The following is a 13504-nucleotide window of genomic DNA, read 5'->3' as shown; positions in this document are numbered from 1 at the left end:
GGGCGTCATCGTGGGAGCGGCGGTACTAAGCTGCGCGGTGACGGTCGCTGACGCCCGCCGCCACCAAACGTCCGACAGGGGTCGGCCGGACAGCCGATCCGGCGGAGGGACTAGCCTGATGACCGTGACACGCCGCGCAAAGATTGTCTGCACTCTCGGCCCCGCCACTGCTTCTCCGGAGCGCATCCGGGGCCTCGTAGACGCAGGAATGGACGTGGCCCGCCTCAACTTCAGCCACGGCAGCCACGAGGACCACGAGTCGGTGTACCTGCGGGTGCGCGAGGCGGCCGAGGCCGCGGGGCGCGCCGTCGCCATCCTCGCCGACCTGCAGGGCCCCAAGATCCGCCTCGGCAAGTTCGCCGAGAGCCCGGTCGACTGGCGCACCGGCGACACCGTGGTGATCACCGGTGACGACGTCATGGGCACGGCCGACCGCGTCTCCTGCACGTACCGCAAGCTGCCCCACGAGGTGAAGGTCGGCGACCGCCTGCTGATCGACGACGGCAAGGTCGCGGTCGAGGTCACCGCCGTCCACGGCAACGACATCCGCTGCCTCGTGGTCGAGGGCGGCCAGGTCTCCAACCACAAGGGCGTCTCCCTGCCCAACGTGGCGGTGAGCGTGCCGGCACTGTCCGAAAAGGACAGCGCAGACCTGCGCTTCGCGCTCGGCCTCGGTGTCGACCTGGTGGCGCTGTCGTTCGTGCGTTCGCCCGACGACATCAAGCTTGTCCACGCGATCATGGACGAGGAGGGCCTGCGCCGCCCGGTCCTCGCCAAGGTGGAAAAGCCGGAGGCGGTGACCCACCTGGAGGCGATCGTCGACGCGTTCGACGGCGTGATGGTGGCCCGCGGAGACCTCGGCGTGGAGCTGCCGCTCGACCAGGTGCCGCTGGTGCAGAAGCGGGCCGTGCAGCTCTGCCGGGAAAACGCCAAGCCGGTCATCGTCGCCACCCAGATGCTCGACTCGATGATCGAAAATTCGCGCCCCACCCGCGCCGAGGCGTCGGACGTGGCCAACGCGGTGCTCGACGGCGCCGACGCGGTCATGCTCTCGGGCGAGACAAGCGTGGGTAAGTACCCGGTGCTCACCGTCAGCACGATGGCCAAGATCGTGACGACCACCGAGTCCGGCTCGATCGGCGTCCCCCGCCTCCAGCACGACCCCCGCACCCACGGCGGCGCGCTCACCGTGGCGGCCTCGCAGATCGCCCGCAACATCGGCGCCAAGGCGCTCGTCGCGTTCTCGCAGACCGGCGACACCGTCCGCCGCCTCTCCCGGCTGCACTGCGAGCTGCCGCTGCTCGCCTTCACGCCGGTGCCCGAGGTGCGCAGCCAGCTGGCCCTCTCGTGGGGTGTGGAGACGTTCCTGGTGCCGTTCGTGCAGCACACCGACGACATGTTCCGGCAGGTCGACCTGGCGCTGCTGGGCATCGGCCGGGCCAACCCGGGTGACTACGTGGTGATCGTCGCCGGCAGCCCGCCCAACGCGCCCGGCTCCACCAACACGCTGCGCGTGCACCAGCTCGGTTCCTTGGTCGACGCGGCGACGGCGGCCCGAAGCAGCGGTCGGTGACCTCTCCCGGCGGCGGCCGTGAGTGACGCGGTCGTCGGGCAGGTAGCGGTCGACCAGCTCCTTGAGGTGCTCGACCTGAAGGAGCTGGGTCCGTTCCGCTTCCGGGGGGTCAGCCCGCGGGTCGGCCCCCAGCGGGTCTTCGGCGGCCAGGTCGCCGGCCAGGCCCTCGTCGCGGCCGGCCGCACCGTCGACCCGGCGCGGCTGGTCCACTCGCTGCACGGCTACTTCGTGCGGCCGGGCGACCCGACCGAGCCGATCGAGTACCAGGTGGAGAGCATCCGCGACGGCCGCTCCTTCTCCGTCCGCCGCTCGGTGGCGCTGCAGGGCGGGCGCACGATCTTCTTCATGTCGGCGTCCTTCCACCGCCAGGAGGAGGGGCTCGACCACCACGCGCCCGTCCCGCCCGGCGTGCCCGCGCCGGACGACGTGCCGACGATGGCCGACCGCCTCGCCCGCTACCCCGACCGCGCCGGCATCTGGGCGGCCATCCCGCGCCCGATCGACGTGCGGTACGTCGGCGAGCCCGGCTGGGTGGCACCCGGCGACCGGCCACCCGACCCGCACCAGCGGGTGTGGATGCGCATCGACGGCCAGCTCCCGGACGACCCGCTGCTGCACGCGTGCGCGCTCACGTACGCGTCCGACCTGACGCTCCTGGACTCCGTGCTCTCGGTGCACGGCGAGGTGTGGGGCCCGGGGGGAGTGGTGGGGGCGAGCCTCGACCACGCGCTCTGGTTCCACCGGACATTCCGCGCCGACGAGTGGTTCCTCTACGACTGCTGGAGCCCTTCCGCCTCCGGCGCCCGAGGGCTTGCCACCGGGCGGATGTTCACCGAGGAGGGGCGGCACGTCGCGACCGCCGTGCAGGAGGGACTGCTGCGCCGCGTGGGAGAGTGACCCCCGGCGTACCCGTTCCTTAATCTCGACCGGGATAATGGGAAACATGCGACTGTCTGCCCGGGTCGACTACGCGCTGCGCGCCGTCGTCGAGCTCGCCACCGCCGTCGAGGGCCCGCTGACCGCCGAGCGCATCGCGAAGGCGCAGGAGATCCCGCCCAAGTTTCTCGAGAGCATCCTGCTGCAGCTGCGCCGCGGCGGGGTGGTGCACGCCCAGCGCGGCCCGGAGGGTGGCTACTGGCTGGCCCGCCCGGCCGGCGAGATCACCCTCGCCGACGTGATCCGCATCATCGACGGCCCGCTCGCGCACGTGCGCGGGCAGCGCCCCGAGGATCTCGGCTACCACGGCGCGGCCGCCGCGCTGCAGGAGGTGTGGATCGCGCTGCGGGCCAGCGAGCGGCAGATCCTCGAGCTCGTCACGGTCGCCGACGTGGCGACCGCCAAGCTCCCCGAGCGGGTGCGCGAGCTTGTCGCGGACCCGAGCGCCTGGGCCTGACCAGCTCCCATTTTCCGGTACCGGCTTGACGCCGCCCTCCATTTCCTTGATTCTCGACTAAGTTGACCGGAATTACCGAGGAGGTGGACAAGTGCGGAAGCTGATCGTCCTCGCCCTGGTGGGGCTGGCCGCGCAGCTCGTCGACGGCGCCCTCGGTATGGCGTACGGCGTCACCTCCTCCTCGCTCCTCCTGGTCGCCGGCCTCGCCCCCGCGTCCGCCTCCGCCTCGGTGCACCTGGCCGAGCTGGGCACCACCCTCGCCTCGGGCGCGGCCCACTGGCGCTTCGGCAACGTCGACTGGCGCGTGGTGCGCCGCATCGCGCTGCCCGGCGGCGTCGGCGCCTTCGTCGGCGCGACGTTCCTGAGCTCGATCTCCACCGAGGCGGCCGCACCGTGGATGGCCGGCATCCTGCTCGCCCTCGGTGTCTACCTGCTGATCCGCTTCACCCGCCCGCTGGCCGAGCGCCGCTCCCGGCGTCCGCTGCGCTCCCGCTTCCTGACCCCGCTGGGCCTGGTGGCGGGCTTCGTCGACGCCACCGGCGGCGGTGGCTGGGGCCCGGTCGCCACCCCGTCGCTGCTGGTCTCCGGGCGGATGGAGCCGCGCAAGGTGATCGGCTCCGTCGACACCTCGGAGTTCGTGGTGGCGGGCGCGGCCAGCGTCGGCTTCCTGATCGGGCTCGGCTCGGAGGGCTTCGTGCTGCCGACCGTGGCCGCGCTGCTGGTGGGCGGCCTGATCGCCGCGCCGCTGGCCGCCTGGCTGATCCGCATCGTGCCGGCCCAGCTGCTCGGCGCGGCGGTGGGCGGGCTGATCGTGCTGACCAACTCCCGCACCATCATGCGTGCCGTCGACGCGCCGTCCGCCCTGCGCCCCGTCGTGTACCTGGCGATCGTGGCCGCCTGGGCCGGCGCGCTGTACCTGGCCGTCCGCATCCTGCGCCGCACCCGCGCCGCCTCCGCTGCCGCTCCCGCGGCCGAGGAGCGCGTGCCAGCCCTCGACGCGGCCTGAGCCTCCCACCCGCCCCCTCCGCCCCGCCCCCTCCCTGTTGATCAGGGACTTCGTGGGGGGACACGCCGGCCGACACGCCCACCAACTCCCTGATCAACGGCCCCGGGCCCGCAGAGCGCGGGCCCGCGCGGGCTGGACAGCGTGCGCTTTGGTGCGTAAATTGTTGTTGACATGGGTAATGAGGAGTTGAGACCGAACGGTGACGAGCTGGTGCGGCTGATGGCCGCGCTGGCCAGTCCACAGCGGCTGCGCATCCTCGCCGAGCTGGCCGGCGGGCGGCGATACGTCACGGAGCTGGCCCGGCAGGTCGGCCTCAGCCGCCCTCTCGTGCACGCCCACCTCGGCAAGCTCACCGCCGCCGGGCTGGTGACCAGCCACATGGAGCTGGCCGAGGAGGGGCACGCGATCCGCTACGTCGAGGCGACCCCGTTCGCGTTGGTGCTGACGCCGGAGTCGATCGCCGCGGCCGTGCGGACGCTGACCGTACCTGACAATTCGAAGGAGCCGTCATGACCTGGCAAGAAACGGTGATGGGCGCCCTGGCGATCATTTTCCTGCTGGTCATCCTCGTCGTGGTGATCGTCCAGCTCGGTGCCACGTGGCGGGCGCGCCAGTCGGTGGCGCGCGAGCAGGCGTACCGGACGCTCGCCGAGCAGGCCGCCGCCACCCAGCGCGAGACCGCGCAGCGGCTGGAGACGATGCAGGCCGACCTGGCGGAGCTGCGCGAGCGCACGGGCGCGCTGGAGCGGCTCCTCAAGGAGGTGGAAGAGCCGTGGACGCGGTGATCGAGGTCGACTCGCTCACCAAGCGGTTCGGCCGGACGGTCGCCGTCGACGGGCTGAGCTTCGCGGTGCCGCGGGGAAGCATCGTCGGGTTCCTCGGGCCCAACGGCTCCGGAAAGACCACCACGCTGCGCACCCTGCTCGGCCTCACCACGCCGACTGCGGGACGCGCGACGGTGGAGGGCCGGCCGTACGCGGCTCTGCCCGACCCGGCCCGCGTGATCGGCGCGGTGCTCGACGCGGCGCAGTTCCACCCCGGCCGCACCGGCCGCGACCACCTGCGGGTCTTCGCCCGGGCCGCGGGCGTGGCGCGGAGCCGTGTCGACGCGCTGCTGCGCCTGGTCGGGCTCGGCGAGGCGGCCGGCCGGCGGGTTCGTGGCTATTCGCTGGGCATGCGGCAGCGCCTCAGCCTCGCCACGGCGCTGCTCGGCGACCCGCGCGTCCTCGTCCTCGACGAGCCCGCCAACGGCCTGGACCCGCAGGGCATCCGCTGGCTCCGCGACTTTCTGCGCGACCGCCGCGACGAGGGGCGCACCGTCCTCGTCTCCAGCCACGTGCTGTCCGAGGTCGCCCAGGTGGTCGACGAGGTCCTGGTGCTGCACAAGGGGCGGCTTGTCGCGCAGGGTCCGGTGGCCGAGCTGACCGCCGCGGCCGGCGCCCCGGTGCGGGTGCGCAGCGCCGACCCCGGGCGGTTGTCCGAGGCACTGGCGGCGCGCGGCGTGACGGCGACGGGGGACGGGCCCGGGTGGCTCGTCGCGCACCGGACGACCGCCGAGTCGGTCGGCGCGACGGCGGCGGAGCACCGCATCGCCATCTACGAGATGGCCGCGCATCCCCGCACGCTGGAGGACATCTTCCTGCACGTCACGGGGGAGGCCGACCGATGAGCAGGCAGGTCGCCGCGGAGCTGCTCAAGCTGCGCACCACCCGGGTCGTTCCGGCGCTGCTGGCCGTCTCGGTCGGGCTCAGCGTGCTGATGGCCGCGCTGATCGTGCTGCTCAGCTCCACATCGGACATCGGCGGCGACGTCGGTGGCCGGCTCGTGCTCTCCTCGGGCGGCATCGTGGCCGGCATTTTGGCACTGCTGCTGGGCATCGTGACGACCGCGGGGAGTACCGGCACGGCACGATCCTCCCCACCCTGCTCACCAACCCCGACCGGCTGCGCGTGACGGTCGCCCAGATCCTCGCGAACACCGCGGCCGGCGCGCTGATGGGCGTCGCGAGCGTGGCCGCCACCGCCGCGGTGAGCTTCCCGCTGCTCGCCGCGCGCGACGTGCCGGTGACCCTGTCCGCCGCGCGGGTGGCCGGCATCCTCGTGGGCGGCGTCTGCTTCGCGGCGCTGTCGGCGATGCTGGGCGCGGCGTTCGGCGCGCTGATCCGCAGCCAGGTGGTCGCGGTGTCGGCCGCGCTGTTCGTGCTCTTCGTCATCGAGCCGGTCGTGACGAGCCTCGTCGACGGATACCAGCGGTATTCGCTGACCGGCCTGCGCGTGGCGATCAGCGGGGGAGCGGCCGAGAGCGCGGGCACCGCCGCGGGCGGGCTGCCGCCGGCGTGGTTGGCGGTGCTGCTGTGGACGGGGTACGCACTGGCGCTCGCCACGGTGGCCGCGGTCGTGGGCCGGCGCCGCGACATCCTGTGATCCCGCCGCCCGGCCCGGGCGGGACGTCGGGCGCCGGCGATCTGTGGGAGCATCGGCGCCATGCCGCACGCGGACGAGCCATCGCTTGTCGAGTACGTGGCCGCCAACGCATCCGCGACCGCCCTCGCCGTGTACGACGCGAGCGACCCGGCCGCGGCCGCCGGAGCACTGCGCGCCGCCGCGGCGGAGATCGGTGACATCCGCAGCCCGTACGAGCCGGACGCGTCGATGGCCGCCTGGTGCGCGGTGCTCGACGAGGACGGCGTGGCGGTGCTGCACCTCGACATGCGGGACGAGGTCCGGTATTCGGCGCTGGTCGTCCGCATCATCCTGGACCGGCTGGCGCAGGCCGGGGTCGACGGGCGGCTGAGCCCCCGGCGGCGGCCCGAGCCACCGTTCCCCTACGACGGGGCCGCCGACCTCTACAGTGGAATGGAGCAACTGTCCAAGCTGGACGATCGTGGACTGCCTCCCGGCTTCCCGGAAGGCTTTCCGGTGCCCGAGGACGCCACGCTCGTCCTGGCCCAGCGGCAGCGCGACGGCGTGGCCGAGCACGCGGCCTGGCGGCGCTCGGGCGGCCCGCTCACGGGCTACCTGGGCCAGCTGGGCGACTACGGCTGCGTGTTCGGGTCGGTGCCCCGCTCGCTGACCTTCGACGGCCCGCCGGGCGTCGTGCGGTACACGCTGTGGCGCGACGGTGGCGGCGGCAGCGTCACGCTGTTCACGTCCAGGCCGGGTGAGGGCGAGCCGCGAGAGTGGTACGCGAGCGTGGTCTGGCACCCACACGCCGAGCCGCCCGCCGCACCCGTCCGGCCGGACGGGGCGCCCGACACCCGCCCGGTGCCCGAGGGCCGGGAGGCGGCGCGCGCGGCGGTCGAGTTCCTGGTGCCCACGCCGCTCGTCACGGGTTGTGAGGCGCTCATCGGCGTGACCATCGCCGCCGAACGCCTGCGCGGCCTGCTCGACAAGGCGCCCGACGCGGGCGGCCGCCCCCGGCCCGTCGAGGTGGCGAGCCGGCTGGTCCCGGTGTTCGCACAGCTGCCGGCCGGCCACGCGGACATCGTCCGGCACACCTGCCTGACCCTTTTCGCCAACCTCATGGCCTCCGGCCGCCGCGGCCGCCCCGACGGCCTCACGCTCGTGCCGGACGGCGAGGGGCTCCTGCACGCCGCCGACCTCCGGGCCCGTGCGCGGGAGGTGATCGACGCCGACTCCCTGCCCGCGTTCGAAGCCGGCCTCGCGCTGGTCAAGGTCGGCCCGGCCGTCGGCGGCCCGCTCACCGAGATCCGCGACGCGCCGGTGCGCCCGCCCGCCGACCGCTACACCTGGCTCTTCGCCGGCCTGGACCCGGACCACCTGGCCATCACGCGCGACGCCTGCTGGCAGCTGGCGCGCTGACCCCCGGCGGTTGATCAGGGAGTAGATGGGGCGGCGCGCCGTGCGACACGCCCACCCGGTCCCTGATCAACACCGGATGGCTCGGGCTTGGGCCGCGGACCGCAGCGGTGCCCGCGGGAGCATGCGGTCAGCCGCTGGCGCGGAATGGAGGCCGCGGCGGTCCGGAGATCGAATCGCGGACCGCCGCGGCGTTGGTCAGGTGCGTGACCGGCCGCGCCTGGCGGGATTAGGGGGCCGCCGGGCCGGGCGCCGCCGCACCTCGGCCGGTGAATCGGGAGGTGTTGCCGCGCAGGCGGAAGGCGAGCACGATGTCCGCGACGCCGTGCGCGAGTGCCACCCCGGCTACCAGCGCGACAAGCAGAAACGCCGACCGTACCCAGCTGCCGGCCGCCCAGAAGCCGAGCAGGATCTCCACGACGCCGACCAGGACGGACAGCCACCAGGCCTCGTTTTCCGACTTGGTGGCGAAGCCCGTCACGACGTCGAAGAAGCCCTTGATGAGCAGGTACCAGCCGACGAACGCGGCCAGCCACGCGAAGCCGGTGCCGGGGCGGAAGAGGATGACGATGCCGGTGATGGCGAAGAGCACGGCGAGCAGCGCGTGCAGCCACCGCCAGCCGGGCGCGAGGAAGGCCATCATCAGCTCCGACGCGGCCGCGAAGAGCACGACAAGGCCGGCCAGGACCGAGACCGCCGCCACCGAGGCGTTGTCAAAGCGGAGCACGATCCAGGCGAAGACGATCCACAGGATGCCGGTGACCAGAAACAGCCACCAAGGGGCTCGGGGTACCAGCGAACGCGCGTCTTCCATTACCCCATTACAGCAGTGTTTGCACCGATTGGGGTTGAATCGGGATCTACGGCTGAGGTGGATGCGCGCACGGTCAGCCGCGGGTCGAGCAGCGTAGCGGCCGGCACCTGCTGACCCTCCAGCTTGCGCATGAGCAGCGTGACCGCCTGGTGCCCCACGTCTTCGGCGGGGATGAGCACCGACGTGAGCGCGGGGCTGGCCCGCTCGGCCACCTCGTCCGGGCAGATCGCCATCACCGAGATGTCGTGCGGCACCTGCCGCCCGAGCAGCGGGAGCGCGGCGAGCAGGTGCGCCACGGCCGCCTCGTTGTGCACCACGATGCCGGTGAGGCGGGGTTGGCGGTCGAGCAGGCCGGCGAGCTCCTGCCGCACCGCGTCGAAGCTCTCCTCGCACGGCTGGGCGGTCGCCGTGATCCCGTACCGCTCGGCGGTCTCGGTGAAGCCGGCCCGCGTGCGGTGCGCGAAGCCGGTGTCCCGCTCGTACACCACCGCGGGCGCGCCCAGCAGCGCGATCTCGCGGTGGCCCAGCGAGGCGAGGTGGTCGACGCAGGAGGCGCCGGCACGGTAGAAGTCGAGGTCGACGCAGGTGAGGTTTTCCGCCTCGGCGGGAAAGCCGATGAGCACGCTCGGCCGCTCCAGGTCGCGCAGCAGCGGCACGCGCGGGTCGTGCATCTCCACGTCCATCAGCACGATGCCGTCGACCATCGCGCTGGCCGCGATCCGCCGCAGCCCGGCCGGGCCCTCGTCGGCGGTCACCAGCAGCACGTCGTGGTCGAACTGGCGGGCCGTCGTCACCACCGCCGTCGCGAACTGCATCAGCACCGGCAGGTGCATGCCCGAGCGCAGCGGCAGCACGAGCGCGATCACGTTGGCCCGCTTGCTGGCGAGGGCCCGCGCGCCCGCGTTCGGGTGGTAGCCGAGCGCGCGGATGCTGGCCAGCACGCGCTGCCGCGTGGTCGCGGAGATGGCCCGCTTGCCACTCAACACGTACGACACGGTGCTCACCGCGACGCCCGCGTGCCTGGCCACATCGGTGATGGTGACCATGTCGGCGCGCTTGGCGCCACCGTGTTCAGTCACTCGACGCCTCCATCCCGCCACTGGTGAACGTCAGACAGCTCACCGTAGCGCCTGGTGCCTCGAACGACAGGTAGAGGTCCCGCACGCCACGCGCGCCGCTCACCGGCGCGCGCACCTCGACCCAGTCGTGGCGGCCGTTTGCGGTGGGCACGACGATGCTGCCGGCCACCGGCCCAGACAGGGGGTCGTCGAGGCGCAGCGTGACGCGGGCGCCGGCCGCCTCCCGCGTGCGGCTCGTGACCCGCGCCGCGACCGTCTCCGCGCCCGCACCGAAGTCGACCCGCTGGAAGCCGATCCAGCCGGCCGGCTCGGACGCGCCCACCGCGTCCACGCGGCGCGGCTCGTCGTCGAGCAGCACGGTGCCGGCGTAGTCGTCGTGGTCAACCGCCCACAGGGGACGGTCGAGCGGGCGGTGGGGGCCGACCTCCTCGCCGCGCACCGCGAGCGTCGCGGTAAGCGCGATGTCCGCACTGGACCGTCCGATCTGGACGGTGTGGCGAGCGGTCTCCACCACCCGCGCGCCGCGCGTGACATCCCAGAACGAGAGGTCCGCGGCCCGCAGCGTGAAGCTGACGGTGGCACGCTCGCCGGGCTCCAGCGCGATCTTCTGGAACCCGCGGAGCTGGCGCAGCGGCTGCTTGACGGAGGAGCGGCGCTGCCGCGTGTACAGCTGCACGACCTCAGCACCCGCCCGGTCGCCGGTGTTGGTGACGCCGACCGACACCTCGACCGTGCCGTCCGCGTCGACCTCCACAGTGGACAGCTGGAGGTCGTCGTACGCGAACGTCGTGTAGCTCAGCCCGTGCCCGAACGGGTACAGCGGCGCGCCGCGGTAGTACAGGTACGTGGCGTCGCAGGCGATCACGTCGTAGTCGAGCAGGTCGGGCAGCTCGGCCGCGTCCCGGTACCACGTCTGGGTCAGCCGCCCGCCCGGGTCGGCCGCGCCGAGGAGCACGTCGGCGAGCGCGTTGCCGTACTCCTGGCCGCCGTGCGAGGACCACAGCACCGCCGGCACGTGCTCGTCCGCCCAGCCGATCCCGTACGGGTAGCTGCTGCTCACCACGAGCACCGTGCGGGGGTTGGCGGCGTACACCGCGCGGATCAGCGCCTCCTGCGCGGGCGGCAGCGCGAGGCTCGCGCGGTCTTCGGTCTCCCGCCCATTGATCATCGGGTGGTTGCCGACCACCACGACCGCCACGTCCGCGTCGGCGGCGGCCGCCGCGGCGTCGCGCGCGCCGTCCGCCACGAGCTCGACGGTGAACGGGGTACCGCCCTCCGCCTCCTCCGCGGTGGCCCGCAGCACGCCGTCGGCGCCGGTCGCCACGTACCGCCCGGTCGCGAGGTGGTGCAGCACGACCTGGCCCGCACCCCGCTCGACGAAGCGGAACGTCTCGCGCACCACCCAGCCGCCGGGCTGGGCGCGGTCGTTCACGAGTACCCCGTTGTCGTCGGCGCCCACGTGCATGGAGTTGGCCACGGCCCGCAGCGCGACGACGCCATCGCCCCAGTCGAAGAGGTCGAACCACGCGTGGCGGCCGGGCGCGTCGCCGTCCGCCCGCAGGGCCTGCCCGTCGTCCGCCCACGCGTAGCCGTCCGGCCCGCGCAGCGCGACGCGGTCCACGCCCTCGTGGAAGGTGGCGTGCACGCGCGCGGCCAGCCCGCCGTAGGCGGTGACCGCGTAGGGAAGCGTGCCGCTGTACCAGTCTTCGTGCAGCGTGTCGGCGAGCGGCCCGATGACCGCGACGGTGCCGCCGTGCAGGGGGAGGAGCCCGTCCTCGTTCTTCAGCAGGACCATCGACTGCCGCGCCGCCTCCCGCGCCAGCTCCTGATGCGCGGCACAGTTGATGACGTCGGCGGTCACCGCCGCGTACGGGTTGCGCTCGGCCGGGTCGAACTCACCGAGTCGGAACCGCGTGGTCAGCACCCGCCGCACGGCCAGGTCCACATCGGACTCGTCGAGCAGTCCGCGCGCCAGCGCCTCGGTGAGCCGCGTGACGGTAGGCCCCGAGTCGTCGTCGTCCTCGGTGAAGCTGTCGATGCCGGCCCGCACCGCCGCCGCGTACCCCGCCACGTGGTCGGCGTGGTAACCCTGGTCGCCGGCGATGTTCGAGGCGGCCGAGGCGTCGCTGACGACCAGCACCTCGCCGCCGGTCCACCGGCGCAGCTCGCTGTTGATGAGCGGGCTGAGGTGGGCCGGTCGCCCGTTCACCAGGTTGTACGAGGCCATCGCCGCCACCGCCGCGCCCGCCTCGATCGGCGCGCGGAACGCCGGTAGCTCGTACTCGTGCAGCACTCGCGGCGGCAGGTTGCTGGAGGTGAGGTGGCGGTCGGTCTCGTTGTTGTACCCCAGGAAGTGCTTGAGCGTCGGCGCGGTGCGCAGGTAGGCGGGGTGGTCTCCGCGCAGTCCGGACGCGTAGGCCGTGCCCATCACGCCGGTGAGCCAGGGGTCTTCGGCGAACCCCTCCTCGTTGCGGCCCCAGCGCGGGTCGCGCAGCGGGTTGACCACGGGCGCCCACACGTTGAGCCCGACCCGGGCCGGATCCTTGTGGTGGAACCCGCGCACCTCGTCACCGACGGCCGCGCCGACCGCGCGGACCAGGTCGGTGTCCCACGTACTGGCCAGCCCCACGGCCTGCGGAAACACGGTGGCAGGACCGACGCGCGCGAGGCCGTGCAGCGCCTCCGTGCCGGTGCGGAAGGCGCCGATCCCCAGGCGGGGGATCGGCGCTTGGTACTGGTGGAGCAGTGCGACCTTTTCGGCCAGGCTGAGGCGGCCCAGCAGGTCGGCCACCCGCGTCGCGAGTGGCCGGTCGGGGTCGCGAAACGCCTCTGTCATCGCCATCACCCGTCCTCTATGGACTTCGAAGCGCTTCGAGGAGCCAACGTCGCGGGGGAGATCCGCGGAGGTCTGTCTGCTCGAAGCGCTTCGACAAGCCGTCGAAGAAAACTCCGCCGCGTTAACGGGTTTCGGCTGTGTTAACGCCCGGAGCCCTCTGAGACTCGCACCACATAGCGGCCCAGGTCAATAGGAGCGCTCCCACGAATTGCGAGGAAAGCGCTAACCCGCAGGTCAGAGCGTTGCACCCGCGAGCTCGGCTGACCGCGGGGAGCGGCTCGGTCAGACTGCCCGATCGCGGACATGAGCCGCGCCAGCGGATAGGCAACCGCCTTGATCAAGTCAACCTGAGAGGCATGGGAGCTGGACCGCAACCCGAAGCAGACGCGAGCTACCGCGACGCCCGTCGTGGTCCGGACCGTTGCTCCCGCGGCCTCACCCTCCGCGTCGGTCCAGCTCACCCCGCTCCCGCAGATCTTGGTGAGTTGGCGTCGCTCGACTTTCGGAGTTTGGGATCGCTTGCCGTGCGAGAGCTTCCGGGGTTTTCCCAGCTCACGGTGTCCGCGCCGCAGCGGCCGGCTTACGGGGCAAGGCATTGACCAGGCAAGATGCGAGATTCACCTGCCCGATCTTCCCCGCACGTGCTTCTGCAGATCTTTCGAGGCGGGGAGTGCGCGAGTCCGCCCGCAGTTCGGCGCCGTCGTCGCGGTCGGTGACTGCCGATCTGGTGGAGGCGGTGTGCGCTTCGAGATCTTGGTGAGTTAGCGCGATATTTCGACGCCAACTTGCCAAGATCTGCCGGAGCGGGCTCCCGGGTTGAGCTGGCGACCACGGAGGGTGAGGCGGTGACCGCGAAAGGACTCCAGGCGACGAAACTCCGAAGTCGAGGCGTCGATATGGCGCACTAACCCGCCTGGATCTCGATTGCGGTGCCGCTTGTGCCCGACGGATGGTCACTGCCGGTAGTGAAGCTCTCCACGACGGC

13 protein-coding genes are annotated in these 13504 nt (G+C 72.8%); 10 read left to right on the top strand and 3 right to left on the bottom strand.

All coding sequences use genetic code 11. The annotated features are described in order from the left end of the window. The first annotated feature begins 118 nt into the window (after positions 1-118). The 10 genes from pyk (at position 119) to Phou_RS05450 (ending at position 7793) form a co-directional block, all read left to right on the top strand. Positions 119-1573 (top strand): pyruvate kinase, encoded by a 1455-nt coding sequence (gene pyk / locus Phou_RS05495; protein WP_173054115.1) that lies wholly within the window; start codon positions 119-121, stop codon positions 1571-1573. An 18-nt stretch (positions 1574-1591) separates the two neighbouring features. Then, complete coding sequence (locus Phou_RS05490; RefSeq protein ID WP_173054113.1) at positions 1592-2470, top strand: acyl-CoA thioesterase; 879 nt, start codon at positions 1592-1594, stop codon at positions 2468-2470. A gap of 46 nt (positions 2471-2516) precedes the next feature. Continuing rightward, positions 2517-2966, top strand: coding sequence for an RrF2 family transcriptional regulator (locus Phou_RS05485; protein WP_173054111.1), 450 nt, complete (start codon positions 2517-2519; stop codon positions 2964-2966). 91 nt (positions 2967-3057) lie between these two features. Continuing rightward, a complete protein-coding gene (locus Phou_RS05480) occupies positions 3058-3972 on the top strand; it encodes a sulfite exporter TauE/SafE family protein (protein WP_173054109.1) in 915 nt (304 codons plus the stop codon). A gap of 171 nt (positions 3973-4143) precedes the next feature. Then, complete coding sequence (locus Phou_RS05475) at positions 4144-4485, top strand: ArsR/SmtB family transcription factor (protein WP_173054107.1); 342 nt, start codon at positions 4144-4146, stop codon at positions 4483-4485. Further along, positions 4482-4757: a hypothetical protein gene (locus Phou_RS05470; protein ID WP_173054105.1), complete on the top strand. Its 276-nt coding sequence runs from the start codon at positions 4482-4484 to the stop codon at positions 4755-4757. Before Phou_RS05475 ends, Phou_RS05470 begins: the two co-directional genes overlap by 4 nt. Beyond that, positions 4745-5641 (top strand): ABC transporter ATP-binding protein, encoded by an 897-nt coding sequence (locus tag Phou_RS05465; RefSeq protein WP_218578775.1) that lies wholly within the window; start codon positions 4745-4747, stop codon positions 5639-5641. The genes Phou_RS05470 and Phou_RS05465 overlap by 13 nt, the downstream gene beginning before the upstream one ends. Continuing rightward, positions 5638-5925: a hypothetical protein gene (locus Phou_RS05460; RefSeq protein WP_173054103.1), complete on the top strand. Its 288-nt coding sequence runs from the start codon at positions 5638-5640 to the stop codon at positions 5923-5925. The genes Phou_RS05465 and Phou_RS05460 overlap by 4 nt, the downstream gene beginning before the upstream one ends. Beyond that, positions 5922-6395: a hypothetical protein gene (locus Phou_RS05455; RefSeq protein WP_173054101.1), complete on the top strand. Its 474-nt coding sequence runs from the start codon at positions 5922-5924 to the stop codon at positions 6393-6395. The genes Phou_RS05460 and Phou_RS05455 overlap by 4 nt, the downstream gene beginning before the upstream one ends. A 60-nt stretch (positions 6396-6455) precedes the next feature. Next, complete coding sequence (locus Phou_RS05450) at positions 6456-7793, top strand: hypothetical protein (protein ID WP_173054099.1); 1338 nt, start codon at positions 6456-6458, stop codon at positions 7791-7793. A gap of 226 nt (positions 7794-8019) precedes the next feature. On the opposite strand, the gene Phou_RS05445 is transcribed toward Phou_RS05450, so the two are convergent. Genes Phou_RS05445 through Phou_RS05435 form a run of 3 tightly spaced genes read right to left on the bottom strand, consistent with a single transcriptional unit; the run spans position 8020 to position 12519 of the window. Continuing rightward, positions 8020-8604, bottom strand: a complete 585-nt coding sequence (locus tag Phou_RS05445) for an HdeD family acid-resistance protein (protein WP_173054097.1) — start codon at positions 8602-8604, stop codon at positions 8020-8022. Then, positions 8604-9683: a LacI family DNA-binding transcriptional regulator gene (locus Phou_RS05440; protein ID WP_425571184.1), complete on the bottom strand. Its 1080-nt coding sequence runs from the start codon at positions 9681-9683 to the stop codon at positions 8604-8606. Before Phou_RS05440 ends, Phou_RS05445 begins: the two co-directional genes overlap by 1 nt. After that, positions 9676-12519, bottom strand: coding sequence for a glycoside hydrolase family 3 protein (locus Phou_RS05435; protein WP_173054095.1), 2844 nt, complete (start codon positions 12517-12519; stop codon positions 9676-9678). The genes Phou_RS05440 and Phou_RS05435 overlap by 8 nt, the downstream gene beginning before the upstream one ends. Positions 12520-13504: the final 985 nt, after the last annotated feature.

It is taken from the genome of Phytohabitans houttuyneae (assembly GCF_011764425.1).
Classification (GTDB): Bacteria; Actinomycetota; Actinomycetes; order Mycobacteriales; family Micromonosporaceae; genus Phytohabitans; species Phytohabitans houttuyneae.
Note: the sequence above shows the minus strand (reverse complement) of the source record. Positions and strands in the feature narration are given on the sequence as shown.